A 24641-nucleotide genomic window follows, 5' to 3' on the forward strand; every position below is an offset into this window, starting at 1 on the left:
TAGAACGTATCCTAAATGAGATGACCTTGTGTCAAAAAAGGTGGTACCGCGAATCATACCTCGCCCTTTTATATTTGGGCGAGGTTTTTATTTTTTCTAGAATATAATGGAGGTCGATGAAGATGGAAAAACAGCGAATTGGCATTATTGGTGCTGGAAACATGGCAGAAGCATTAATACACGGCATGATTACCTCCATGAGGTTTTCAAGCCAAAGAATTTTAGTCAGCAATCGAAGCAACAGACAACGATTGGAGCACCTGGCAGAAAAATATAAGGTAGTAGGGACCAGCAAAAAGGACTTAGTAGAGCAATCGGATGTAATTGTTCTGGCCATGAAGCCACAGGATCTTTTTTCTGTAATAGAGGAAATCAAGGAATGGATGAGACCAGAACAGCTTTGCATATCTATCGCTGCAGGGGTAGATATGGCATCAATACAAAGAGCATCGGGATTAGAATTATCCATTGTAAGAGCAATGCCAAATACTTCGGCGAAGGTGTTGTGTTCTGCTACAGCCATAGCCAAGGGTGAAAATGCAACGGAGGAACAAATGGAGCTTGCCCGAAAAATCTTTTCTTGCGTAGGGACTGTCCGTGAAGTAGAGGAAGAACAGATGGATGTGGTAACTGGCTTAAGCGGCAGCGGACCCGCTTATGTATATAGTTTTCTGGAGGCTATGATTGACGGCGGACATCGACTGGGGCTTTCTCAGAAGGAGTCCACAGAACTGGTACTGCAGACATTGAGGGGCGCGGTAGAAATGATGACCGCAACAGGCATGAAGCCTGCAGAGCTGTCTCAGCAAATTTGCTCGCCCAATGGAACCACAGTAGCAGGTTTAGCAGTATTAAGACAAAATCACTTCAAGGAAAGTGTGATGGAGGCAATTAAGGCAGCCACCTTAAGATCAAAGGAGCTTCGGAAAAGCGTGCAGTCATAAATAAATGTAAAAAATTGGGGTTTGCCCTCTACACATGTGGTAGAGGGCTGTCCTATTTTCATGATATAATTTTGTATAAAGGGGTGAGAACGTGAAAATCAAATATCTATTTGGAAGAGCTGGCAGCGGCAAAAGCCATTACATATTAGAAGAGATGAAAAAGGCATTAGTAGAGACGGAGCAGGAGTTAATCCTCATCGTTCCCGATCAGTTTACCCTTCAGGCAGAACGGGATCTCATAGAAAAAATGGAGCTGCCGGGGATCATGCGTATTCAAGTTCTTAGCTTTACCAGATTGGCCCAGCGGGTTTTTAGTGAGGTAGGCGGAACGACCAGAACGCATATCAATGATCAGGGTAAGCAAATGATTATCCGAAAAATCATTGATGAATCAGAGAAAGAATTAAGAATTTACAAAAAAGGAGCCCAACAGGAGGGCTTTATCAGCAAACTAAGCGAACTGCTATGCGAGTTAAAACAGCAAACCATTTTACCTCAGGAGCTAATCCAGGGGACATCTTCTATGGAAACAGACAGTATGCTTCAGGATAAGCTCTCAGATATCGCCTACATATACGAACAATTCAATCAGTATCTGGAAGGCAAATATCTAGATACGGAGGATTATATCAATCTATTGATTGAAAAGATAGAAGAAGCAAGCTTCCTAAGGCACTGTCGAATTTGGATCGATGGATTCCACAGCTTTACGGCTCAATCCTATCAAGTCATGGAAAAGTTAATGGCACAGGCTCAAGAGGTTACCATAGCGCTTACCATGCCGCCAATGCCCGGTGATCAGGATGGAGACCTGTTTAAGGTTTCGGAAGAAACCTATCAGAAGCTCCATGAATTAGCATTGGAGCAGGGGATAGCAGAAGAAAGAATAAACATGGAACAAAGGGCGTACATAGGGAAGAGATCTGAGGAAATGACCCATCTTGAGAGAGAACTTTATGCTTATCCTTATCGTGTTTATGAAGGAGAATCCTTGGAAAAAATAAGGATTTTTGCAGGAAATAACCTACATGCAGAGGTTGAAAACGCAGCTGCACAGATTTTGAGCTTGGTTAGAGACAAGAATTATCGGTGGAGGGATATTGCACTGGTCTCAAACGACATGGAGAACTATGGACTACTGGTGGAAAGGGTATTTCAAGAATACGGAATTCCATACTTTTTAGATCAGAAAAAATCTATCATGAACAATCCCATTGTTGAATGTATTCTTTCAGCCTTAGAGATCATTCGAAGGGGTTATCGATATGAAGATGTATTTCGATACTTGAAAGCGGGCTTTAGCGGTCTTACTGTAGAGGCCTATGAGATTCTGGAAAATTATGTACTGCGTTATGGCATTCAAGGAAATCGCTGGACGGAAGCTTTTACACGGGGAGATGAAAAGCAGCTGAAAGGCTTGGAAGAGAGTCGAATAAAGTTTATTGAACCTATCAGGAAGCTGGAAAAAAAGATCAAGGGAAAGAAAACAGCGGAAGAAATAACTCGGGGACTTTATGAATTCTTGATAGATTTGGATGTGAACAAACAGCTGGAGGACTGGATTGAAACCCTTAGAGATCAAGGCCAGTATGCCTATGTTTTAGAAAATGCTCAGCTTTGGAATATCTTGATGAATACCTTTGATCAAATGGTAGAGATTATGGGAAAACAGTTTATCACCCTAAAAGAATATATCCGCATCCTGGATGCCGGCTTTTCTTCCCTAGAACTGGGGATTATTCCAACCACCATTGATCAGGTATTGGTAGGGAATATTCAGCGGTCCAAAAGTCATGACATTAAGGCCCTTTTTGTGATTGGCGTCAATGATGGCATTTTACCTATGGGCAAAGGGGAAGAGGGAATCCTGTCCGATGAAGAAAAGCGTGTGATCAAAGAAAAGGGACTGCCGCTGCGTTCAGATCAGGAGGGAAAGGCTGCTGAGGAAAAGTTTCTCATTTATTCAGCTTTTAGTAAGCCCAGTGATTACCTGTGGATCAGCTATGCCTTAGCAGATCAGGAGGGAAAGGCCTTGCGTCCATCTATTCTAATTGATCGCATTAAAAAGCTCTTCAAAGGCCTTTCAGTTGAGAGTGATATTATTTATGATGAAGGAAAACAGCTGCAGTTAATTGGAACCCAAAACAGTACCTTCAAATATCTTGTTGAAAATTTACGAAAATATATAGATGGAAAGCCTATGGCAGATCTTTGGTGGGATGTTTATCGCTGGTACTATGAACAGGAGGATTGGCGTTCTCGCAGGGATTTGGTAGTAGAGGGGTTTTTCCACAGCAATCAGGAGAACTATTTAGCTTCCCAGCATGCAAGGCAGCTTTATAAGCTGCCGATCCGATCTAGTGTTTCAAGACTGGAACAGTTTGTCAATTGCCCCTTCGCCCATTTTGTAAAGTACGGACTGAGGCCGAAAGAAAGGATACAATATAAGGTGGAAGCACCGGATATCGGTGAATTATTTCATGACTCTATGAAAAAGTTTACAGAAAAGCTGCAGGCACAGAGTATTTCGTGGAGAGATCTGGATCGGGAGCAGTCTGATGCGGTGATTGACAGCATCATTGATGAGATGGTGCCGGACTATGGCGATGGGGTACTATTGAGTACGCACCGTTACAAGTACTTGGTTCAGCGGCTCAAACGGGTCAGCAGAAGGGCTGTGTGGACCCTTACGGATCATATCAAACGGGGCAGCTTTGAACCCATCGGCTACGAAGTAGGCTTTGGACAGGGAGAGGCCTATCCTCCTATCGAAGTGGAATTGACCGATGGGGAAAAGATTTATTTGGAAGGCAGAATTGACCGGGTAGATGCTTATGAGGATGAAGAGGGCAGCTACATGAAGATCATCGATTACAAATCGGGCAGTAAGAACTTTGATCTATCGGAGGTATATTACGGTCTGCAGCTGCAGCTGATGATTTATTTGGATGCTATGCTGACTCATCATAAGCACCCGGAAAATAAGCCTGTAAAGCCTGCAGGAATCTTTTATTTTAAGATTGACGATCCAATGGTCAAAACCGATGAACGGATTGTAGAAACCATAGAAAAGGAAATCAGGAAGAAGTTAAAATTAAAGGGTCTTGTGCTCAAGGATGTACAGATCGTACGTCATATGGATCGGGAGATTGAAGGAAGTTCAGAGATTCTTCCGGTGTCTTTGGGTAAAACTCAAGAATTTCATAAATGGTCCTCTGTTCTGTCTCATGAAGGCTTTCACGCTGTGCTGAAGCATGTACGCAACCTGGTAAAGGAAATAACCAGTGAAATCATAAAAGGCAACATTCGGATTGAACCCTGCAAAAACGGAAAATATACCGCATGCAGTTTTTGCTCTTATCAAGGAATTTGTCAGTTTGACAGTTTGTTAGAGGATAACCGTTATAAGCAGATCAAGAAAATGAAGGATGATCAGATTATGCAGATTCTGATGCAGGAAGAGGAGATGAAGTCAGATGGTTCAGTGGACGGAGAGCCAACAGCAAGCCATTGATGCAAGAAACAGCAACCTGCTGGTAGCTGCAGCAGCAGGTTCTGGAAAAACAGCTGTATTGGTAGAGCGAATTATTCAAATGATTCTAAAGGATGGTATAGACCTGGATGGCCTTCTTATCGTAACCTTTACCAATGCAGCAGCAGGAGAAATGCGGGAGAGAATTGCAGCGGCTATACTGAAAGAGCTGGAAAAGAAGAATGAAAAGGAAGCCCATCTTCGGAAGCAAATGAATCTATTGAGCCGTGCATCCATTAGTACCCTTCATGCCTTTTGCATTGAAGTAGTAAGAAAATATTTCCACCTGATTGAGATAGATCCGAATTTCCGCATCGGTGACGGTACGGAAACTGCTATTATGAAGCTGGAGGTAATGGAAGAGCTATTCGAAAGGGAGTATGAGAAGAGTACAAATGAATTCTTAGGTTTGGTAGAGCGATTTGGAGATACAAAACAGGACCAGCCTCTGCAGGACATCGTACTGCGGCTCTATGATTTTATACAAAGTAAGCCGGAACCTTTAGGATGGCTGCAGGAGCGGATAGAGGACTTTCGTATGGATTTGGATGAATTCGAGAAAAGTCCCTGGTATACAACGATTGCAGAGCAAATCGCCATTGAGCTAAAGGGTGCCCTTGACTGCTTTGAAGAGGCAAAGGAATTGTGCGGAAGAGCAGGGGGACCTGCTGGCTATGGTGAAGCGATTGTTGAAGATATTCAGCAGGTTCAGATCTTAGAGCGTTCTTTAGGACAGGGTATAAAAGCTTTTCACCATCAATTAAGTCTCCTAAGTCATAAACGTCTTGGAAAGCTGGATAAAAATGTGGATGAAAGCTTAAAGGAAGAAGTAAAAACCCTTAGAGACAAGGGAAAAAAGATTCTTTCGGATATGCAAAAAGGACTATTTGGAAAGAACCCCGACGCAGCCATTAAGGACCTTCATTCCCTATATCCCTATATGCAGTATTTGTATCAGCTGATCTATGCCTTTGATGAGGCCTATCAGGAAAAGAAAAAAGAAAAGGGAATAGTCGATTTTAATGACCTGGAGCATTATGCCTTAGCGATATTGAAGCATGAGTCTGCAGCGCAAGCCTATCGAAACAAATTTACTCATATTTTTGTGGACGAGTATCAGGACAGCAATATCGTCCAGGAGACCCTAATAGGCTATATAAAGCGGGACAACAATCTATTTTTAGTGGGAGATGTAAAACAAAGCATTTACCGCTTCCGTCTTGCGGATCCCTCTTTATTTATTCAAAAGTATGAAACCTATAAAAATGAAGCCGAAAACATAGATAGAAGAATCGATTTAAGTCAAAATTTCCGAAGCAGAGAGGAAATATTGGCGGGAGTCAACGGCATCTTCCGACAAATCATGTCCAAGGCCTTTGGGGAGATTGATTACGATGATCGTGCCAGCCTTTATAAAGGCGCTGTCATGGGCCCTCCTGCGGGAGCTCCCCTGGAGCTCCTATTGGTGGAGAAAAAAGAGATAGAAGAAGAGGATTTCCTTGAGGAAAATGAGGAAATGGAGATTTTCGAAGAACAGGAAGTGCTAGAGGATATGGCATTGGAAGCTAAGATTGCAGCACAAAAAATTAAAGAGCTTCTGCAGGGACAGATATATGATCAAAAGCTTGAGGGCTATCGGAAAGTTACCTATAGGGATATTGTCATATTGCTTCGTACCACTAAAAACTGGGCGGAGACTTTTCAAGAGGCTTTGATGGCTGAGGGGATTCCTGCCTATGCCGATGTCAATGCAGGCTACTTTGAAACCATTGAAATAAACATTTTTATCCACCTTTTACAGTTGATTGATAACAAGCGTCAGGATATACCGATGCTAAGTGTGATGCGATCGCCTATCGGCAGCTTCAGCACAGAGGATTTGATTAAAATCCGTTTACATAACAAAGGCGAGTCCTTTTATGAAGCGATAGAAATTTATTGTAAGGAAGGGAACGACGAACTGTCCAACCGGCTGCAGGCATTTATTGAAAAAATCAACCGATGGAAAGAGGAAGCAAGATATATCAATATGGATACCTTCATTTGGAAGCTGCTCATGGAAACCGGGTATTATCATTATGTAGGGGCCATGCCTGGAGGCATGCAGCGTCAGGCGAATCTTCGAATCTTATTTGACCGGGCTAGACAGTTCCAAAAAACTTCCATAAGAGGCCTCTTTAATTTCATCCGGTTCATTGACAAGTTGAAAAGCAGCAGCGGAGATATGGGAACAGCGAAAATACTGGGAGAAAATGATAACCTGGTGCGGATCATGAGTATTCATAAGAGTAAGGGATTAGAATTTCCTATTGTAATCACTGCGGGGATGGGAAAGCAGTTTAATTTAATGGATACCAATCAACAGATTCTTTTCCACAAGGATTTGGGAATCGGTCCTAAATACGCTGATCCTGAACTGCGCCATTATAGTGATACTATTGTGAAGATTGCTATGAAGAATAAAATCAGGCTGGAAAGTCTGTCAGAAGAAATGCGTATTCTATATGTAGCGCTTACAAGGGCTAAGGACAAGCTGATTTTGATAGGGGCAATTCGGGACCTGGAGAAAACCGCTAAACGATGGACAAGACCTCTTAATCCCTATCATCTGAGCAAAGGGAAAAGCTATATGGATTGGATTGGATCGGTTTTGATCCGCCATCGGGATGGAGATGTGCTTCGGAATTTGGCCCAGATTCCGGCAGATCATACAGCGTTGCTCGCTGATGAGGCTCAATGGGTGATCCATATCTTGGGTCGTGAGGATGCGAGACAAGAGCAGCAACAGCAAGAGGTCAAGGAAAAGCTGTTGGCTCAGTTTAAGAGCTTTCATCGGGAGGAGACCTCCCAATACCGTGATATAATTTACCAGCGGTTAAACTGGCGATATGAGAACCAAATAGCTTCCCAAATACCATCGAAGCTTTCTGTTACGGAAATCAAGCGGCTTACAGCCAGGGATAGGAATCCAATGGGAATTTTTATTCCTCCCCTGCAAAAGATGCCTGGGTTTATGGAGGGAAAGAAGCAGTTTTCTGCTGCAGAGAAGGGAACTATCATACATTTTGTGATGCAGCATTTGCGGCTTCAAGAGCTTGGACAGAAAGAGCATATTCAGGATCAAGTAAAGGAAATGGTTTTAAAAGAATTGCTGACACCTGAAGAGGCAGCGATGGTAGACGTCGACAAGATATATGCTTTCTTTCAAAGCAGCATCGGTAAAAGAATTCTTCATGCAAAAGGAATCTACCGGGAAACAGCCTTTAACTATATGAAGCCTGCTCATCAATTGGGTATTGGACTGGAGAACTGTACCGAGGGATTGCTGGTGCAGGGGGTTATAGACTGTTACTTTGAAGAAGAGGATGGCTACGTATTGGTGGATTATAAGACTGACTACACAGCGTCGGAAGGGAAAGAAGAAATTTTGAACAAATATCGGATACAGATCGAGCTCTATAAAGAGGCGCTGGAGAAGATTTCGGGGAGAAAAGTAAAAGAATGTTATTTGTACTTATTTCATTTGGATGAGGCGGTAAAGCTATGAGAATATTACATACTTCAGATTGGCATCTGGGCAGAATTTTTCACGGTATTCACCTTACTGAGGATCAAGCCCACATATTAGATCAGTTTATAACTCTGGTGCACGATACAAAACCCGATGTAATATTGGTAGCAGGGGATATATTTGACCGTTCTGTACCTCCCACAGAAGCAGTCAATCTTCTGGATGAAGTGGTATCCAAAATACTGATAGATGAGGGTGTACCCATCATGATGATCGCCGGGAATCATGACAGTCCCGACCGTCTAGGTTTTGGATATCGGCTGCTGGAGGAAAGAGGACTGAATATTTCAGGAAAACTGAAGATAGATCGAAAGCCGGTGATCCTTCATGATGCCTATGGACCCGTATATTTTTATGCTATTCCCTATGCAGAGCCCGCCTTAGTAAGGGAACATTTTCCGGGACAGAGCATCCAAGGACATGAGGAGGCCATGGGGAGCATTATTCAGCATATACATGGACACAGGCCTCAAAACATCCGTAATGTACTGATGGCCCATGCATTTGTGGCAGGGGGGGAGGAAAGTGAATCGGAACGACCCCTTTCAGTAGGAGGGTCCAGTGTTGTAAGGGCTGATTATTTTAAAGATTTTCATTACGTAGCCCTTGGACATTTGCACCGGCCCCAAAAAGCAGGGGAGGAACATATTCGTTATTCCGGCTCATTAATGAAATATTCTTTTTCAGAAGCCGCCCATAAGAAAGCTGTCAATTTTATCGAAATGGATGAGAAGGGAGATATCCGCATAGAATATATCTCTCTAAAGCCTAAGAGAGATTTGAGATGCGTGGAGGGTTATCTTCAGGATTTGCTAAAGGCGGGAGAACAGGATAACAACAGAGAGGATTATCTTAAAGTGACTTTGCTGGATGAGGGTGCCATCTTAGATGCCATCGGCAAACTAAGAAAGGTATATCCCAATGTATTACATATCGAAAGACCTCAACTAACGTCCAACAACCAGCTTGTCAGCGCTGATAAAGATTTTAGGAAAATGAACGAGCTTCATCTGTTTGCTTCTTTCCTAGGTCAGGTAACAGACAGGGAGATTACTGAGGAGCAGCAAAAAGCATTCCAGCAGGTGCTGGATCAATACTATCGGATGATGCGGGAGGGGTAGCCATGAAACCATTAAAATTGAACATGAGTGCCTTTGGTCCCTATGCCGGATCACAGACCTTAGACTTTTCAGAATTGGAAGATCGTAATATTTTTCTAATACATGGACCTACCGGTGCAGGAAAGACCACAATTTTAGACGGCATTTGTTTTGCATTATATGGAGACACCAGTGGGGCTGAGAGAAGCGGGAAAAGCATGCGAAGCCATCATGCGAGTATGGATCAACTGACGGAAGTGACCTTCGAATTTGCATTAAAGGAAGACAAATATCGGGTCCATCGAAAGCCAGAACAGGAAAGGCTTAAAAAATCCGGCACAGGAAAGACCATTCAAATGGCTGAGGCACTGCTGTGGAAGATAGAGGATTCTGAAGGTGCTGAAGACCGATTGCTGGAAACCGGTTGGAAAAACGTAACTGAAGCCATTGAAAAGCTGATTGGCTTTAAAAGCAGCCAATTTCGTCAAGTGATTATGCTGCCACAGGGGCAGTTTCGCAAGCTGCTGCTGGCCGATTCTGTGGAGCGGCAGGATATTATGGAGAAGCTGTTTCAGACAGAGATGTATAGAAAAATAGAAGAGCTGTTGAAAAAATCGGCTAAGGAACTTCGGGACAGTATTAAGGAAATAGAAAATCAGCGGGCTTGGAATCTACAGAAGGCTGAATGCGAAAGTATTGCAGATCTTTGCCGGCGAATAGAGGCTGATGAAGTCCAATTGATAAAGTTAAGAGAAAATCATCATGAAAAAAATAACCGGGTATCTGCTGCACAGGAAGCTTTAGTGAAGGGAAAGGCTGGCAACGAGAGGCTGTTAGAGCTGGAAGAAAGCAAGAAAGCTTTGAAGCTGCTGCGGGAACAAAGACCGGCTATAGAATTGCAAGAAGAAATACTAAAGCGGGCCCGTCGTGCGGCCACGCTGGAGGAGCGGGAAAATCTGACTAAGCAGCGTAGTGATGATAAGGCTGCATTAGAAAAGAAGCTGGCTCAGATACAGGAAGAAACAGCAGAAGCTGTGAAGGCCTTAGAACAGGCAGAAATCATTCTCCAAAAAGAACGAGCCAAGGAAGAGATCCGTGAAAGGATGAAGGAGCAGTTGCTCCAACTGGAGAGTTACCGACCAAAGGTAGCATCTTTGGAGAGTGCAAAAGCACAGGTTGAAATTCAGCGTAAGCTAGTCAAAGGGCTGGAGGATCAGAAAAAAAAATTGACCGACGAACTTGCGGGGATAGAGGAGCACCTGAATCAGCAAAAACAAAATCATATCCTTATGAAAGAAGCCGCTGTGAGGATGCCATTGCTGGAAGCCCAATATAGAGAAACAGAAAGACAGTATGTACAAAAAAAACAGCTGAAAGAGACAGATCAACAGGCGATTATCTTACAAAGAACTTATAACAACTGCAAAGAAGCATTGGAAAGGCTTGAGAAAGAGTATATAATGCTGAAAAATGAATGGATGCTGCTTCAAGAAGCATGGTATAAGGGGCAGGCGTCTATCCTGGCAGGCAAGCTTAAACCCCGGGAAGCTTGTCCTGTATGTGGATCCACCCATCACCCCAAATTGGCTGAAAAGGCAGAAGGGGTACCAACTGAGGAGGAACTGAAGCATAAGCAGCAGGAGATGGAAAAGCTCGAAGTTTTAAGAGATAGAAGCAGACAGCAGCTCCAGCAGGCGCTGCTGGAAGTAGAAAAGCTGGAGAGCAGCCGCAATCATTTATTAAAAGAACTGGGAGATGCTTCCCAATCCGATTTAGAGAGTATTCAGAAGCTGCTGCAGGAGAAAAAAGAAGCATTGGAAAAGACCCTTGGAGAGGCAGCGGGTTTGGCAGAGACAGGGAAGTGCATAGAAGAGCTGGAAGCAAATTTTAAAAATAGAAAAGCTTTATTGGAGGAACTGCTCCAAAAGCTAAAGCTGGAAAGTGAAAGTCAAGGCAGCATGGAGGGCGCCTATCTGGAACGGGAGACTTCTATTCCGGAAGGAATAAGATCCAATGAGGCACTGGAAAAAGAATTGGAAAATACAAAAAAAGCCTATGATCAGTTGAAGCTGGCCCTTGAAAGGGCAGAAAATGATTATCAGGCGAAGGTTACAAAGCTGGCGGCAGTGAAGTCAGCTAAAGAAAGCTTGAAACAAGCCTATGAAGAGACAACATTAAAGTATTTGGAAGAAAAAAGACAGTTTTCAGAGCAAATGAAGCAGGAAGGATTTCAAAAGTACGCAGAATACATAGAAGCGAAGAAAAGCGAAGCGGAACAGCAGCAGATTGAAGAAGGCATCAAGCAGTACCATGGAAAGCTTCAAGCTGCAGAAGAACGTTTCGAGAGAGGAACAAAGGCAGCAGAAGGTATTGTTCCGGCGGATCTGGAGCAGCTTCAGCAGGCACTGGCTGCAGCACAAAAAGAGAAGGATGAAGCTTTAACCTTGGAAAACAACCTGCGGAAGAAAATAGAAGATGATCAAAAAATCATGAAAGAAGTAAAAATACTGGAGGAAATGCTCCAGGAGAAAGAAGATTCTTATCGCGTCGTAGGCTATCTTTCTCAGGTAAGCAATGGAGATAATGTTCACGGATTGACCCTGCAGCGTTTTGTGTTGGGGGCACTGTTGGATGATATCACCATCGCAGCTACGGAACGGTTAAAGCGAATGAGCAAGGGCAGATATCATCTGCAGAGAACTCTTGACCGATCTAGAAAAAATGCTGCAGGAGGCTTGGAATTAGAGGTTTTCGATACCTATACAGGAATAGAGCGGCCGGTGACAACTTTATCGGGAGGAGAGAGCTTTCTGGCATCCCTTTCCCTGGCACTAGGACTGGCCGATGTAGTACAGTCCTACTCTGGAGGAATAAGTCTGGATACTATATTTGTAGATGAGGGCTTTGGTACACTGGATCCGGAATCCCTGGATTTTGCATTAAAAGCGCTGATTGATCTGCAGCAGGGGGGGCGGCTGGTAGGTATTATATCCCACGTACCTGAGCTAAAAGAAAGAATTGATGCAAGACTAGAGGTGTCTGTGGGAGAGCAGGGAAGTTCTGCTGCATTCAAAATATCGTAGACCGCATATAATGTATAAACCCTAAAATACGCCACGCTGTCCAAAAGCATCATTAGGGTAAAGTAACATAATCTATATAAAAAAAGCAGTAGAAGGGGTGAAAATGAAATGGAACATAAAATAGAAGAGGCATTGGAGCTAGCTGCAAAAGCCCACTTGAACCAAGTGCGAAAGGGGACAGATACCCCCTATATTACCCATCCTTATATGCTGGGTATGATGCTGATGGAAGCAGGCTGCTCAGAAGATGAGATTATTGCAGGAATTCTTCACGATACGGTGGAGGATACATGGGTTACCTTAGAGTATATCGGAGAACACTTTGGGGAGAAGGTAGCTGATATTGTAGCAGGCTGTACGGAACCGGATAAAAAACTGTGTTGGGAAAAAAGAAAGCAGCATACCATAGAATATCTCAGAACTGCACCCAGAGAAATCTGCATGGTGGCATGCGTTGATAAACTGCACAATGCATGGACGATGCTGCGGGAATACGAAAAGGTGGGTGATGCAGTGTGGGATCGATTTAGCCGGGGATACGAGGACCAGAAATGGTACTATCATAATTTAGTAGAGAGCTTAGGTGTCCAGTTTGGTAAAGGAGAGAAGGTTGAATGTTATGAGGCCTTCAAAAAAATAGTGGAGACCCTCTTTGCACGATAAGGAAGGGATTTGAATAGGATATGGCGAAACAATGCTGTAGGCATAAACTTGTAAAAAGGGATATGATTTACAAGGGAACGGCTCTTAGGCCGTCCTGCTGACGGAAGGGGGAAGTCTTACGAATAAACGATTAAGCAGCAAGAGTACTATTTTTTTCAGCAGCACCATAATTTCTATTTTGCTCTTATTTAGTATTCATACTTCTTATATACAGGGGGAGAATGAGAAATTGGCCCAGGCCCATTTAGAGCTGCAACAATCCTTTGAAACTTTGGAAACGGAAAAAGCCCAGATGCTGCAGGAGAAGGTGCAGCTGGAGCAGGCCCTTGAAGCCCTAAAACAGGAAAATGATAAGATTCAAAAAGAGATGGAAGCATTAAAAGAGCCTGTTGCAAATCAGAAAACCGAGACCCTAAAGGTATCGCAGAATAAAACTGCCTATCTAACCTTTGATGATGGGCCTAGCTCAAATACGATTAAGATTCTGGATATTCTAAAGAAATATGAGATTAAGGCAACCTTTTTTGTCATTGGCAGTGAGACAGAAAGCAGTAAAAAAATCTACAGGCGAATTGTGGAAGAAGGTCATGTTATCGGCAATCATACCTACAGCCACAACTATAATAAAATCTATGCTTCTGTAGAGAATTTCATGGAGGATATATGGAAGCTGGAGGCTTTATTGGAGGAGGTGGCGGGAGTCAAACCTAAAATTATCCGTTTTCCGGGAGGCTCCAAAAACCAAGCCAGTTCGAGAGCCGGCGGTAAAGGCTTGATGGCTGACCTGATCACCCGGCTGCAGGAGGAAGGGTATCAATACTTCGACTGGAATGTAACCTCAAAGGATGCCAGTGCAGTAACTCCTGATAAGGAGATTATCGTACGGTCAGTTTTAGAAGGTATCCAGGGGAAAAAGGAGGCCATTATCCTCTTCCATGACAACGCCCCAAAGACCACTACTGTAGAAGCATTGCCTGAAATCATCGAAGCTTTGCTGGAAAAAGGGTATAAATTTGAGGTTTTATCAGAAACCTCCTACTATGTACATCACCGATAAATAGAATATAGAGAGCAGAAAAGCATCTTTATGGGAAAATAAACTATGAAAGGTGCTTTTTCTTTCTAATATCCTATGGTAAAATAATAGGGCTACATAGCATAAAGTGAGTAGCTGCTGAGAAAAGCTATAATAGAGTGTATTATATGAGATAGGAATGATATAAATGGAAATCTACTATATAGACAGAAAAACTGGGGAAAAGAAGAAGGAGATTGTAGCGGGAGAAAAATTTTTAAAATGGATTTACGATACCCGGTCAGGAAAAAGCCTGTTAGAGGCTATCGTAAAACGGAAAATTTTTTCTACCCTATACGGCAAGCTACAGGATGTACCCTATAGCAGTAAAAAGATTCCCGATTTTGTGAAGGATTTGGAAATCGATTTAGGGGAAGCCCAGCGGGAAAAAGTTGATGAATATAGGAATTTTAATGATTTCTTTGCGAGGGAATTAAAGCCGTCAGCAAGACCAATTTGCAGGGAGAATTCCTGCCTCATTGCCCCTGCTGACGGAAGGGCACTGGCCTATGAAGATATTGATATCCGACAGGTGATCCAGGTAAAGGGTTCCTATTATTCTCTTGAGGATGTTTTTAATGATAAAGAATGGGCAGAGGAATACCAGGGGGGAACCTGTATTATCGTGAGATTATGTCCTGCAGATTATCACCGGTTTCACTTTCCTGACAGCGGAATTCCGCAAGCAGCCAGAAGAATCAAAGGTGAATACTACTCTGTTAACCCCATTAGCTTACATAAGGTTGAAAGAGTATATTGTGTAAATAAACGGGAAATTACCAAATTCGGCTCTGATCATTTTGGAGAAATAGCCTTTGTTGAGGTAGGCGCTACCTGTGTAGGAACTATCATACAAACCTATAAGTCAGGGGAAGCGGTGGATAAAGGACAGGAAAAAGGTTATTTCAAATTTGGCGGATCCACGGTAATCCTTTTTCTTAAAAAAGGTCAAGTGAAAATCGATGAGGATATAATACAAAATACAAAGGCTGGCTTTGAAACCAGGGTATTGATGGGAGAGGCCATAGGCAGAAAGTAGATTTGAAAGGTGTGATTTTTATGTATGATTATCATATGCATACATCCTTTTCAAGGGATGCAAGCATGGAGCTTGAAGAGGCTATACAGCGAGCTATAGAGGTAGGGTTAAAGGAAATTGTTTTTACTGACCATGCAGAATTAAATGTATGGAGCCCCGAGGATTTGATCATTGATGATATCTTTGATGAGGAAACCTATATTTCGACACTGCAGGCAGTCCGGGAGAAATATAAGGATCAGATTCAAATAAAAATTGGGATAGAAATGGGTCTTCAGGTGGAAGAAAAGGAGAGAATTCATCAACTGATACAAAGACATCCCTTTGATTTTGTCATTGGTTCCAGCCATACCATCGATAGAGTAGATTTATACTATGGGAAGCTTTTTGCAGACAGAAGGAAAGAGGAAACCTATGAGCGTTACTTTACAGAGATTCTGAGGATTGTAAAGGAAGTAGACGATTTTGATGTATACGGACACTTGGATTTAGTGAGAAGATATGCATTGAGTAAATATAAAGAGATAGAGCTGAACAGTAAAGATTATGAAATCATTGAGGAAATACTTAAGGTGCTGATTGGAAAGGGAAAGGGAATAGAGGTTAATACATCCGGGTATCGCTATGGACTGAATACGGTGAATCCTTCTCCAGAAGTATTAAAAATGTATAAGCAACTTGGGGGAGAAGTGATTACGGTAGGATCCGATGCCCATAAAAAGCAGGATGTAGGCTGCTATATATTAGAGACTTACCAGTTATTGAAAGAAATTGGATTCAAATATATCACGACCTTTGATCAACGAAAGCCGCATTTTGTGAGAATATAGGACTATAGGTTGTAAGTGATAGAAAGACGGTGATGGAGCTCACCTTTAAGTATTGCATCCGTGCAATTAATGGCTCCTACTTGGCTAAGCTAGTCGAAGTAGGAGTTTTTTGCTTTTATTTTCTCGGTTTAAAGATGATGTACATTTATGACTACATGGGAGGTTGAAACCAATGGCACTAAGTCTCGCTATCATTGTATTATTAGGATTGGCTTTTAATAAGGGTTTTGAAAAACTGAAGCTGCCCGGACTATTGGGAATGCTGTTGCTGGGAATATTGATCGGGCCCTTTGGGCTTAACTTGATTAGCAAGGAGATTTTAAATATTTCTTCCGAGCTTAGAAAGATTGCTCTCATCGTCATATTGTTAAGAGCAGGATTGGGAATAAAAAAAGAGACCCTCAATAAGGTAGGTGTGCCTGCCCTGAAAATGAGCTGTATACCCGGCCTGTTTGAAGGATTTACCATACTTTTCACAGCAAGCTATCTTTTGGGCATCACAACAGTGGAAGCAGGAATTTTAGGCTTTATTATTGCTGCCGTGTCCCCTGCGGTCATCGTTCCCTCAATGCTTCATTTTATTCAGATGAGAAAAGGGGAGCAGAAGGGTATTCCTACCTTGGTACTGGCAGGAGCCTCTATTGACGATGTATTTGCCATAACCCTGTTTTCCACCTTTCTGGGACTATATGGAACTCAGAATCTAAACATATTTAGACAGGTTTTAGATATACCCATTTCGATTGTCTTAGGGATCGGATTAGGCGTTGTGGTGGGGATTAGTCTGGTGATGATTTTTCAAAACTTCCATATTCGGGACACTAAAAAAGCCCTGATCATATTAGGTATTGCCATAGTTTTTACAAGTCTGGAGGATGCACTGAAGGATATGATTCCTATGGCCAGCCTTTTAGGGGTCATGACCATTGGATTTATAATTTTAGAAAAGTATCCTAAAGTGGCCAATCGGTTGCCTCAGAAGTTTAACAAGATTTGGGTGTTTGCAGAGCTGCTGCTATTCGTTCTTGTAGGTGCACAGGTGAATATTTACGTTGCCTTAAACTCTGGACTGATTGGCCTTCTGATCATCGCAGTAGGGCTCATCGGCAGAAGTCTGGGTGTGCTGCTATCACTGGCAGGAACTAATTTAAACCGGAGAGAACGGTTCTTTTGTGTATTTGCCTATATACCAAAAGCAACAGTACAGGCAGCCATTGGAGCTGTACCCTTGGCTGCCGGAATACCCTCCGGGGAGGTTATCCTAGCCATATCGGTTCTGTCTATTATCATTACGGCTCCTTTAGGTGCTATAGCCATTAGGATTACAGGAGAGAAGTGGCTGGCAGAAGATGCAGTATAAGGATAAGGGATGTAAAGTTGGAAGAAATGTAATATAATGGTACGAGGGTGGTAAGTCTGGGATGTGGAAATGGAAGGATTGCAGAAAAGAAGAGTATTGAGATTGCAGGATTATGATTATTCACAAGCAGGATATTATTTTCGTTCTAATGTCAGTTGAACCCTTTCATTGAAAAATTCCCGATAAGCCAGAAAACTGGAAGTAAAAGCAGAGATGGAAACGGCAGAAGAAAGCATGAAGGTAACCAGAATCTGATACTGAATAGCTACCAGCGGTGATACTCCTGCCAGAATTAAACCGGTCATCATTCCCGGGAGCTGAATAATTCCCAAGGTTTTCATAGAATCCACCGTAGGCATCATGCCGGTTTTTACTGCATCGCGGATCAGACCGATAGAAGCCTCCTTAGCAGAGGCACCTAGGGAAAGCTTAACCTCTATCTCCTGTATTTTATCCAAATAGTTTTGACGAAGCTGTTTAAAGGTCAGTCCTACAGCTACCATGGAGTTTCCAACAATCATGCCGCTGATGGGAATGACTTGGGAAGGGACGTATTCTATGGATCCAACTGCAATTAAGATTCCAAGGGTGGTTATGGTGCCGGCAGAAATAGCGTAAAAAGCAATAGATTTACTATTTTTGATTTCCTTACCTCTCTGAGCAGCTAAATAACTGGCGTTAAACATCATAATCAAGATCATGACGAAGGTGAGTAATCCGTTATTTACGTTAAATATATATTTTAAGACAAAGCCGATGGCAGATAACTGCAGCACTGCCCGCAGTGTACCGATTAGAATCTCTTTTTCAAGGTGAAGCTTTTGAACTTTAGAAAAGGCCAATGGGATTAACATTAATAAAGACGCCATGGAAAGTGAAAAAATATTCATATAGCAATCCTCCCTTATCTTTGACCACTCATAAATTTATCCAATTCCCCATCTATCCCCCGCCCAAAGAAGGACTCAGTAGGCATATCATGAACGATTTTTCCTTGATTCATATACAGGGTTCGGTTTCCTAATCCTTTAGCCTGCTGCATATCATGGGTAACCAATAGGATGGTGAGTTCGCTTCTTTGGTGAAGCTGTTTAATAAAATCTTCGACCATAGAGCGGTTAACCGGGTCCAGAGAGGCAGTGATTTCATCCAACAGCAGTACCTCAGGTTCTAATATTAAGCTTCGAATGAGTGCAATACGCTGTTGTTCGCCGCCTGATAGGGAATGAATATTTTTCTGAAGAATGTCCTCATCCAGATTCAGTTCCTTTAACAAAGCGCTAATTTTACCAAGATCAATCTCCTTACTATGAAGCTTAAAGGGATATTTCAGATTATCAATAACCTTAGTACCAAATAAATAGGGTTTTTGAAAAACATAACTGATTTGAACCCTCAATGCTTCCGGGACATAGGTATTTATGTTTTTTTCTCTATATAAGATATTCCCGCTGGTTGGACTGTTGAGGTTGTTCAGTAAACGAAGCAGGGTTGACTTACCGCTTCCTGATGGACCAATGATCGTTAAAAACTCTCCAGTGGAGATATTCAGGTCAATACCTCTGAGGATCTCCGTCCTATTTATCCTATAATGAACACTTTGAAGTTCAAGCAGCTTCATAGTTTTCCCTCCATAAATTCCATTCCATATAGCATAACCTGCACGATAATAAACATAAATAAATATAATTCATATATCGTATATTACGGTATATGAATTATTATATCTGAAACAGATATATTTTTTCAAGTTAATTTTCAAAAAATATAGTTGCAAAATACAACTGTTTTATATTACAATTAAATTGAGGTGATGAAATGGAAAGTGCAGGTAAGATTAGAGAGCTGGTGCGACTGTTTATCCGCAATTTAGAAATTCTGCATAAAAGCGAAGCCTCTTGCTGTGGGATTACCATCGGCCAATGTCATGCCATTGTAGAAATTGGTAGAGCCGGTAGTATTTCTCTAAATGAATTAGCGCTTTTACTCAACTTAGATAATAGTACCATGAGTAGAACCGTCAATAACTTAGTGCAGCAGGAGCTGGCTGAGCGGGAGGCAGATCCCCAGGATCGCAGATTTGTCAGCATTAGGCTGACAGAAAAGGGAGGTGAGGTTTTTAGAGGAATAGAAGAGGAAATGACGATTTATTTCAATAAGGTTTTCGCAGATATCCCTGAAAGGAAACGGGATCAAGTCATTGAAAGTTTAGAGCTGCTGCTGGAGGCAGTAAGGAAAAATAAATGCTGTTCATAGAAAGGGGCCATGAAAATGAAAGAGGATCTAAGAGAAAAGGTTAAAGAGTATTATGGAGGGATTGCAGATAAGGTGGTTCAGGGGGAAAAAGGAAGCTGTGGCTGCGGAACCTCTTGCTGCGGTGATATCAGCGAACTTATCCTGTACGACGGGGAAGCAACTCAGGATCTGCCAAAGGCTGCTGTCAACGCCTCTTTAGGTTGCGCCAATCCGCTGCTATTTGCAGACCTTCAGGAGGGAGAAAGTGTGCTGGACTTAGGAAGCGGCGGAGGCATTGATGTGCTGATGGCCTCTAAGATTGTAGGTGAACGGGGGATGGTTTACGGATTGGATATGACCGATGAAATGTTGGCGCTGGCCAATAAAAACAAGGAAGAAATGGGCGCAGTCAATGTTGAGTTTATCAAGGGCTATATCGAGGAAATCCCACTGGGGGACGGTATAATGGATGTCATCATGTCTAACTGCGTGATCAATCTTTCTGCGGATAAGGAGAAGGCATTGGCAGAAGCCTATAGAGTGCTGAAGCCTGGCGGCCGTCTGGCTATCGCAGATATTGTTGCCCTTAGGCCTGTTTCCCAGGAAATTAGAAAACAGGCAGAGCTTTGGGTGGGCTGTATCGCGGGAACCCTGGAGGTGGATGCCTATATGGATATTTTACAGAAAGTAGGTTTTCATACGATAGAGATTGAACCTGTTCATGTGTATACTAAACCTATTATTGAAGGTTTACTGGCATCAAAGAAGGAACTTCTGCCTCAGGAACTGTCCATCTCCCTGGATGCAGTAGATGGTGCTTTTGCCGGTGCCTATATTAAAGCTTATAAATAGGGGGGCGTAGGAATGTATAGCATAAGAGAAGCCGTATTGACGGATGTTCCCCGAATCACGGATATATACAACGAGGGGATCGCAGATCGGGTGGCTACGCTGGAAACCAGACTGAGAGAATCAGAAGAAATGGAAGCCTGGCTGTTGAACAGGGGGGAAGCCTATAAAATACTGGTAATCGCTGACGAGGCAGATCAAGTACTTGGGTGGGCATCTTTAAATGTATTTAATGCAAGGTGCTGTTACAGCAGCGTTGTGGATATTTCCATCTACATCCAAAGAAGCATGCGGGGAAAAGGGCTAGGCAAAATTCTACTGCAGGGTTTAATAGAAACTGCTAAAAAACAGGGATTCCACAAACTGGTGCTGAGTACTTTCAAATTTAACGAAGCGGGCCAAAACCTCTATCGAAGTCTTGGCTTTAGAGAAGTAGGCACCTATATGCAGCATGGATTGCTGGACGGGAAATGGGTGGATGTAACGATTATGGAAAGATTGCTGTCCTAGTGCATGCATTAGGGCAGCAATCAAAACAAAAGGTATAAGACAGAGGTTGATTAATGGAAAGCGATGACATATAATAATAGAGGAGTAACTGCAAATTAGTTTCATAGGTTATGTTAGGTGAGGTTCCTATTGAGATAAACGCTGCTGCCCAGAAATGTCGAGAGACGCCAATGCGGTTAGCAAATATAATCGAGAAGGTTATATTTAATGCAGCTGACTTCGAAAGGTCAAAGCTCTCTAGTGCTAAAGCTCAACATAGAAGGATTGTTGATTCTCTCTACTGTTGGGTAGAGATTTTTTTGTATCAAAATTTATGTGTAAGGATGGTGATGGTTATGGATTCGAGTCCTTTGCCCAGGCGTCAGGCTAAAAAAAATAATATAGGAAAAGCTATAACCATCTCATGGTTCAATGGCTCTTCAAAGGAGGCATTAAATGATAAAAGAATTAATCCTTACACTGTTAGCTGACAAAAGATTTAGTGAAGCCCGCAGGGAGATTATGGAACTGAACGAAGTAGATATCGCTGAACTTCTGGGAGAATTAGAAGCAGACCATGCGATTATTTTGTTTCGTATGCTGCCTAAAGATACTGCGGTGGATGTTTTCGCCTATCTATCCAATGAACAGCAAATTGATATTATTAACAGAATAACCGATAAAGAAATTAAGCATATCATTGATGAACTATACTTTGATGATATGATCGATATGCTGGAGGAGATGCCTGCGGGCATCGTCAAAAGAATTCTTAAGCATACTAAGGAAGAAGAGAGAATTCTTATCAATCAGTTCCTGAATTACCCGGAAAACTCAGCAGGCAGTCTGATGACGATTGAATATGTAGGACTCAAGAAGGAAATGACGGTAAAGCAGGCATTGACATACATTAAGCGAATTGGAATTGATAAAGAAACCATCTATACCTGTTATGTAACCGATGAAAATCAGAAATTAGAGGGCAGCATATCCCTTCGAAAGCTGGTGATCAGCGATGAAACTGTCCCCATCGGAGAAGTTATGGAGACCGATGTGATTTATGCCCATACTCATGACGATCAGGAAGAAATTGCCCAATTGTTTAAGAAGTACGACCTTATGATTGTACCGGTGGTGGATAAGGAGCAGCGTTTAACAGGAATTATTACCATAGACGATATTGTAGATGTTATCGAGCAAGAGGATACGGAAGACTTCCAAAAAATGGCTGCCATTATTCCTTCAGAGATAGAATACCTGTCAACAGGTGTTGTAGCTCTGGCAAAAAATAGAATAACCTGGCTGCTGATCCTAATGATTTCGGCTACCTTTTCCGGAACGATTATCCGCAGATTTGAGGATGTTCTTTCCTCCGTAGTGATATTAGCTGCATTCATTCCTATGCTGATGAACACCGGGGGGAATGCAGGGGCACAATCCTCAACCCTTGTGATTCGTGGATTAGCCTTGGGACAAATTGGGATCGGCGACGTTCTGCGGGTTATTTGGAAAGAGTTTCGAGTAAGTCTCGTAGTTGGAGCGATCCTTGCAGGATTTCATTTCTTGCGTATTTATTATTTAGAGGGAATCAGCTTATATATATCTCTCACGGTTTGCGGAACCCTTATGGTTACTATTGTATTTGCAAAGCTGGTTGGAGGCATACTACCTATTATAGCCCAGCGATTGAAGCTTGATCCGGCCATTATGGCCAGCCCGCTAATTACAACGATTGTAGATGCAGTCACCCTTGTGGTATATTTTACATTAGCCAGTGAAATTATGGGAATATAATAGGATGTGAGATACTTTGAAAAAAAGATATAATAAAAGATTGAAAGGTGGTGATGGCTATGGATTCTAGTCCCTTACCTAGGAGGATCCTTTGGAGTAAAAAAATATTGATAAGAACCGTAGCCATTCATGACGATGAATGGCGGTTCTCTTAAGGAGGAGTTGCCTATGAAAGAAAGAGTTATGGAATTGATGCAGGAAAAAAGATTTGGGGATGCACGCAGAGAAGTGATGGACCTAAATGTAGTAGATATTGCTGAACTATTAGAAGAATTTGATAAGAATCAAGCACTTATTCTTTTTCGAATGCTGCCTAAGGACACAGCTGTAGAGGTTTTTGCCTATCTTTCCAATGAACAGCAGCTGGCCATTATCGATGCGATCACAGACCGTGAAATCAAGCATATTATGGATGAATTGTATTTTGACGATATGATTGACTTTCTGGAAGAAATGCCCGCCAGTGTTGTGAAAAAAATACTTAAAAATACAAAAGAAGAAGAACGGATTCTGATTAATCAGTTTTTAAACTATCCTGAGAATTCTGCAGGGAGTCTGATGACCATTGAGTATGTAGGCTTAAAAAAGGAAATGACCTTGAGAGAAGCACTGGATTATATCAAGCGCATTGCTTTAGACAAAGAAACGGTCTATACTTGTTATGTGACCGATGCCAATCGAAAGCTGGAGGGAATTATCTCCTTGAGAAAACTGGTTACCAATGATGAGGACAAAACCGTCGGCGAAATGATGAATACCGATGTAATCTATGTTCATACCCACGACGATCAGGAGACCATCGCTCATCTGTTTAAAAAGTATGACCTTATGGCGGTTCCTGTAGTAGATAAGGAAGAAAGATTGACGGGAATCATCACCATCGACGATATTGTAGATGTTATCGAACAGGAGAATACAGAGGACTTTCAAAGGATGGCTGCTATGGCCCCCTCTGAAGAGGAGTACTTGGAAACGCCGGTTTTTACCTTGGCTAAACATCGTATTACCTGGCTGCTCATATTGATGATTTCTGCAACCTTTACAGGGAATATTATCCGACGGTTTGAGGATGTCCTCTCATCTGTTGTTGTACTGGCGGCTTTTATCCCGATGCTGATGGATACAGGGGGAAATGCCGGTTCTCAGTCATCCACTTTAGTCATACGGGGTCTTGCCCTGGGGGATATCAAGCTAGGCGACGTATTAAAGGTGATGTGGAAGGAGCTTAGAGTTAGTACTATTGTAGGGGTTGTTATGGCAGGCATCAACTTTTTACGAATTTTTTATGTTGAAAGGGTAGGCATTCAGATTGCCGTAACCGTCTCTATTACCATGTTTGTGACCGTGGTATTGGCTAAGCTGGTTGGAGGGATACTGCCCATTGCCGCCAGACGGATGAAGCTGGACCCTGCCATCATGGCCAGTCCATTGATCACAACGATTGTGGATGCTGTAGCCTTAATTGTATACTTTTCCATGGCTGCATGGATATTAGGATTATAAAGGCACTCGTTGAGTGTCTTTTGTCATATTGTTTAAGGACGAGACAGAAAATAAAGACACAGATTCGCGAGGTTTGCTCTTTTGATTGTTCTAAAGCTCTTTCCAAGAAATAATTCTAAAACTTGCAAACTCACTACCTTCAGACATGCAAGTTTCTTAACGAATTATTTCTCTCCACTCCCTAAGAACGACAGCAAAAGGATCAAAAATTCGCTCACTTAGTGTCTGTTATTTTCTAATATAGGTAAACGCCTCTATAATGAAATAAAATTGTAGGGGACGACCAATGTGTCGTCCCTCAAAAAAGCAGGCAGACACGTGGGTCTGCCCCTACACAATAATACTTATATTTATAATGGCTTAAATCTATAACGATTGCATCGGTGCTGTAGATTACTCAAGCAAATGATGAATAGTAGATTTGATATCCTCTAGACTGCCATCAATTCTTTTTAATTCTTGGATCATTTCCTGCAAGATTTTTTCCTGCTTTTTATGATCCTTTTTCTTCTGATTATGCATGTCATACAGATCTATTCCATAAGGATTATAGTTGCTGATTCCCATTTTTTTC

The 24641-nt window shown here is 42.3% G+C and carries 18 protein-coding genes and 2 riboswitches; of the genes, 15 read left to right on the forward strand and 3 right to left on the reverse strand.

Translation table 11 applies throughout. The annotated features are described in order from the left end of the window. The first annotated feature begins 122 nt into the window (after nucleotides 1-122). From proC to BUB56_RS01845, 10 genes are all read left to right on the forward strand, one after another. Nucleotides 123-944 carry a pyrroline-5-carboxylate reductase gene (proC, locus tag BUB56_RS01800; protein ID WP_190014060.1) on the forward strand — a complete coding sequence of 274 codons (822 nt, stop codon included), beginning with the start codon at nucleotides 123-125 and terminating at the stop codon, nucleotides 942-944. Nucleotides 945-1035: 91 nt separating this feature from the next. Beyond that, nucleotides 1036-4458, forward strand: a complete 3423-nt coding sequence (addB, locus tag BUB56_RS01805) for a helicase-exonuclease AddAB subunit AddB (RefSeq protein WP_110939671.1) — start codon at nucleotides 1036-1038, stop codon at nucleotides 4456-4458. Then, the gene (gene addA, locus BUB56_RS01810) at nucleotides 4421-8023 is read left to right on the forward strand and encodes a helicase-exonuclease AddAB subunit AddA (protein WP_110939672.1); all 3603 of its coding nucleotides are present in this window, start codon (nucleotides 4421-4423) and stop codon (nucleotides 8021-8023) included. Before addB ends, addA begins: the two co-directional genes overlap by 38 nt. Next, a complete protein-coding gene (locus BUB56_RS01815) occupies nucleotides 8020-9168 on the forward strand; it encodes an exonuclease SbcCD subunit D (RefSeq protein ID WP_110939673.1) in 1149 nt (382 codons plus the stop codon). The genes addA and BUB56_RS01815 overlap by 4 nt, the downstream gene beginning before the upstream one ends. A 2-nt stretch (nucleotides 9169-9170) precedes the next feature. Continuing rightward, the gene (locus tag BUB56_RS01820; RefSeq protein WP_110939674.1) at nucleotides 9171-12230 is read left to right on the forward strand and encodes an SbcC/MukB-like Walker B domain-containing protein; all 3060 of its coding nucleotides are present in this window, start codon (nucleotides 9171-9173) and stop codon (nucleotides 12228-12230) included. Nucleotides 12231-12338: 108 nt separating this feature from the next. Then, complete coding sequence (locus tag BUB56_RS01825; protein ID WP_110939675.1) at nucleotides 12339-12893, forward strand: HD domain-containing protein; 555 nt, start codon at nucleotides 12339-12341, stop codon at nucleotides 12891-12893. Nucleotides 12894-13122: 229 nt separating this feature from the next. Continuing rightward, nucleotides 13123-13950 carry a polysaccharide deacetylase family protein gene (locus tag BUB56_RS01830; protein ID WP_110939676.1) on the forward strand — a complete coding sequence of 276 codons (828 nt, stop codon included), beginning with the start codon at nucleotides 13123-13125 and terminating at the stop codon, nucleotides 13948-13950. A gap of 166 nt (nucleotides 13951-14116) precedes the next feature. Continuing rightward, entirely contained in the window at nucleotides 14117-15007 is an 891-nt protein-coding gene (locus tag BUB56_RS01835; RefSeq protein ID WP_110939677.1) for a phosphatidylserine decarboxylase, read from the forward strand. A 20-nt stretch (nucleotides 15008-15027) separates the two neighbouring features. After that, a complete protein-coding gene (locus BUB56_RS01840; protein WP_110939678.1) occupies nucleotides 15028-15837 on the forward strand; it encodes a histidinol-phosphatase HisJ family protein in 810 nt (269 codons plus the stop codon). Between the two features lie 19 nt (nucleotides 15838-15856). Next, a riboswitch (Fluoride riboswitch) is annotated at nucleotides 15857-15923 on the forward strand. A gap of 86 nt (nucleotides 15924-16009) precedes the next feature. Further along, nucleotides 16010-17197 carry a cation:proton antiporter domain-containing protein gene (locus tag BUB56_RS01845; protein ID WP_110939679.1) on the forward strand — a complete coding sequence of 396 codons (1188 nt, stop codon included), beginning with the start codon at nucleotides 16010-16012 and terminating at the stop codon, nucleotides 17195-17197. A gap of 134 nt (nucleotides 17198-17331) precedes the next feature. On the opposite strand, the gene BUB56_RS01850 is transcribed toward BUB56_RS01845, so the two are convergent. Further along, nucleotides 17332-18087, reverse strand: coding sequence for an ABC transporter permease (locus BUB56_RS01850; RefSeq protein WP_110939680.1), 756 nt, complete (start codon nucleotides 18085-18087; stop codon nucleotides 17332-17334). Nucleotides 18088-18101: 14 nt separating this feature from the next. Beyond that, nucleotides 18102-18818, reverse strand: a complete 717-nt coding sequence (locus tag BUB56_RS01855; protein WP_110939681.1) for an ABC transporter ATP-binding protein — start codon at nucleotides 18816-18818, stop codon at nucleotides 18102-18104. A 197-nt stretch (nucleotides 18819-19015) separates the two neighbouring features. Between BUB56_RS01855 and BUB56_RS01860 the strand changes: the two genes are divergently transcribed. The 5 genes from BUB56_RS01860 (at nucleotide 19016) to mgtE (BUB56_RS01885) (ending at nucleotide 24067) form a co-directional block, all read left to right on the forward strand. Further along, complete coding sequence (locus BUB56_RS01860; protein WP_110939682.1) at nucleotides 19016-19453, forward strand: MarR family winged helix-turn-helix transcriptional regulator; 438 nt, start codon at nucleotides 19016-19018, stop codon at nucleotides 19451-19453. 15 nt (nucleotides 19454-19468) lie between these two features. Further along, nucleotides 19469-20284 (forward strand): arsenite methyltransferase, encoded by an 816-nt coding sequence (gene arsM, locus BUB56_RS01865; protein WP_110939683.1) that lies wholly within the window; start codon nucleotides 19469-19471, stop codon nucleotides 20282-20284. A 12-nt stretch (nucleotides 20285-20296) separates the two neighbouring features. Further along, complete coding sequence (locus BUB56_RS01870; protein ID WP_110939684.1) at nucleotides 20297-20791, forward strand: arsinothricin resistance N-acetyltransferase ArsN1 family A; 495 nt, start codon at nucleotides 20297-20299, stop codon at nucleotides 20789-20791. A gap of 102 nt (nucleotides 20792-20893) precedes the next feature. Then, a riboswitch (M-box (ykoK) riboswitch) is annotated at nucleotides 20894-21060 on the forward strand. A gap of 166 nt (nucleotides 21061-21226) precedes the next feature. Then, nucleotides 21227-22564 (forward strand): magnesium transporter, encoded by a 1338-nt coding sequence (mgtE, locus tag BUB56_RS01880; RefSeq protein WP_110939686.1) that lies wholly within the window; start codon nucleotides 21227-21229, stop codon nucleotides 22562-22564. Between the two features lie 168 nt (nucleotides 22565-22732). Further along, entirely contained in the window at nucleotides 22733-24067 is a 1335-nt protein-coding gene (gene mgtE / locus BUB56_RS01885) for a magnesium transporter (protein ID WP_110939687.1), read from the forward strand. 393 nt (nucleotides 24068-24460) lie between these two features. On the opposite strand, the gene BUB56_RS19275 is transcribed toward mgtE (BUB56_RS01885), so the two are convergent. Beyond that, nucleotides 24461-24634 (reverse strand): hypothetical protein, encoded by a 174-nt coding sequence (locus tag BUB56_RS19275; protein WP_190014062.1) that lies wholly within the window; start codon nucleotides 24632-24634, stop codon nucleotides 24461-24463. Nucleotides 24635-24641: the final 7 nt, after the last annotated feature.

The organism is Geosporobacter subterraneus DSM 17957, assembly GCF_900142145.1.
Lineage (GTDB): Bacteria > Bacillota > Clostridia > Peptostreptococcales > Thermotaleaceae > Geosporobacter > Geosporobacter subterraneus.

Excerpts from the sequence above, each read along its gene's own strand:
- proC (WP_190014060.1), top strand. The coding sequence starts at position 123 with ATGGAAAAACAGCGAATTGGCATTATTGGTGCTGGAAACATGGCAGAA.
- addA (WP_110939672.1), top strand. The coding sequence starts at position 4,421 with ATGGTTCAGTGGACGGAGAGCCAACAGCAAGCCATTGATGCAAGAAAC.
- BUB56_RS01815 (WP_110939673.1), top strand. The coding sequence starts at position 8,020 with ATGAGAATATTACATACTTCAGATTGGCATCTGGGCAGAATTTTTCAC.
- BUB56_RS01820 (WP_110939674.1), top strand. The coding sequence starts at position 9,171 with ATGAAACCATTAAAATTGAACATGAGTGCCTTTGGTCCCTATGCCGGA.
- BUB56_RS01825 (WP_110939675.1), top strand. The coding sequence starts at position 12,339 with ATGGAACATAAAATAGAAGAGGCATTGGAGCTAGCTGCAAAAGCCCAC.
- BUB56_RS01835 (WP_110939677.1), top strand. The coding sequence starts at position 14,117 with ATGGAAATCTACTATATAGACAGAAAAACTGGGGAAAAGAAGAAGGAG.
- BUB56_RS01840 (WP_110939678.1), top strand. The coding sequence starts at position 15,028 with ATGTATGATTATCATATGCATACATCCTTTTCAAGGGATGCAAGCATG.
- BUB56_RS01845 (WP_110939679.1), top strand. The coding sequence starts at position 16,010 with ATGGCACTAAGTCTCGCTATCATTGTATTATTAGGATTGGCTTTTAAT.
- BUB56_RS01850 (WP_110939680.1), bottom strand. The coding sequence starts at position 18,087 with ATGAATATTTTTTCACTTTCCATGGCGTCTTTATTAATGTTAATCCCA.
- BUB56_RS01855 (WP_110939681.1), bottom strand. The coding sequence starts at position 18,818 with ATGAAGCTGCTTGAACTTCAAAGTGTTCATTATAGGATAAATAGGACG.
- BUB56_RS01860 (WP_110939682.1), top strand. The coding sequence starts at position 19,016 with ATGGAAAGTGCAGGTAAGATTAGAGAGCTGGTGCGACTGTTTATCCGC.
- arsM (WP_110939683.1), top strand. The coding sequence starts at position 19,469 with ATGAAAGAGGATCTAAGAGAAAAGGTTAAAGAGTATTATGGAGGGATT.
- BUB56_RS01870 (WP_110939684.1), top strand. The coding sequence starts at position 20,297 with ATGTATAGCATAAGAGAAGCCGTATTGACGGATGTTCCCCGAATCACG.
- mgtE (WP_110939686.1), top strand. The coding sequence starts at position 21,227 with ATGATAAAAGAATTAATCCTTACACTGTTAGCTGACAAAAGATTTAGT.
- mgtE (WP_110939687.1), top strand. The coding sequence starts at position 22,733 with ATGAAAGAAAGAGTTATGGAATTGATGCAGGAAAAAAGATTTGGGGAT.
- BUB56_RS19275 (WP_190014062.1), bottom strand. The coding sequence starts at position 24,634 with ATGGGAATCAGCAACTATAATCCTTATGGAATAGATCTGTATGACATG.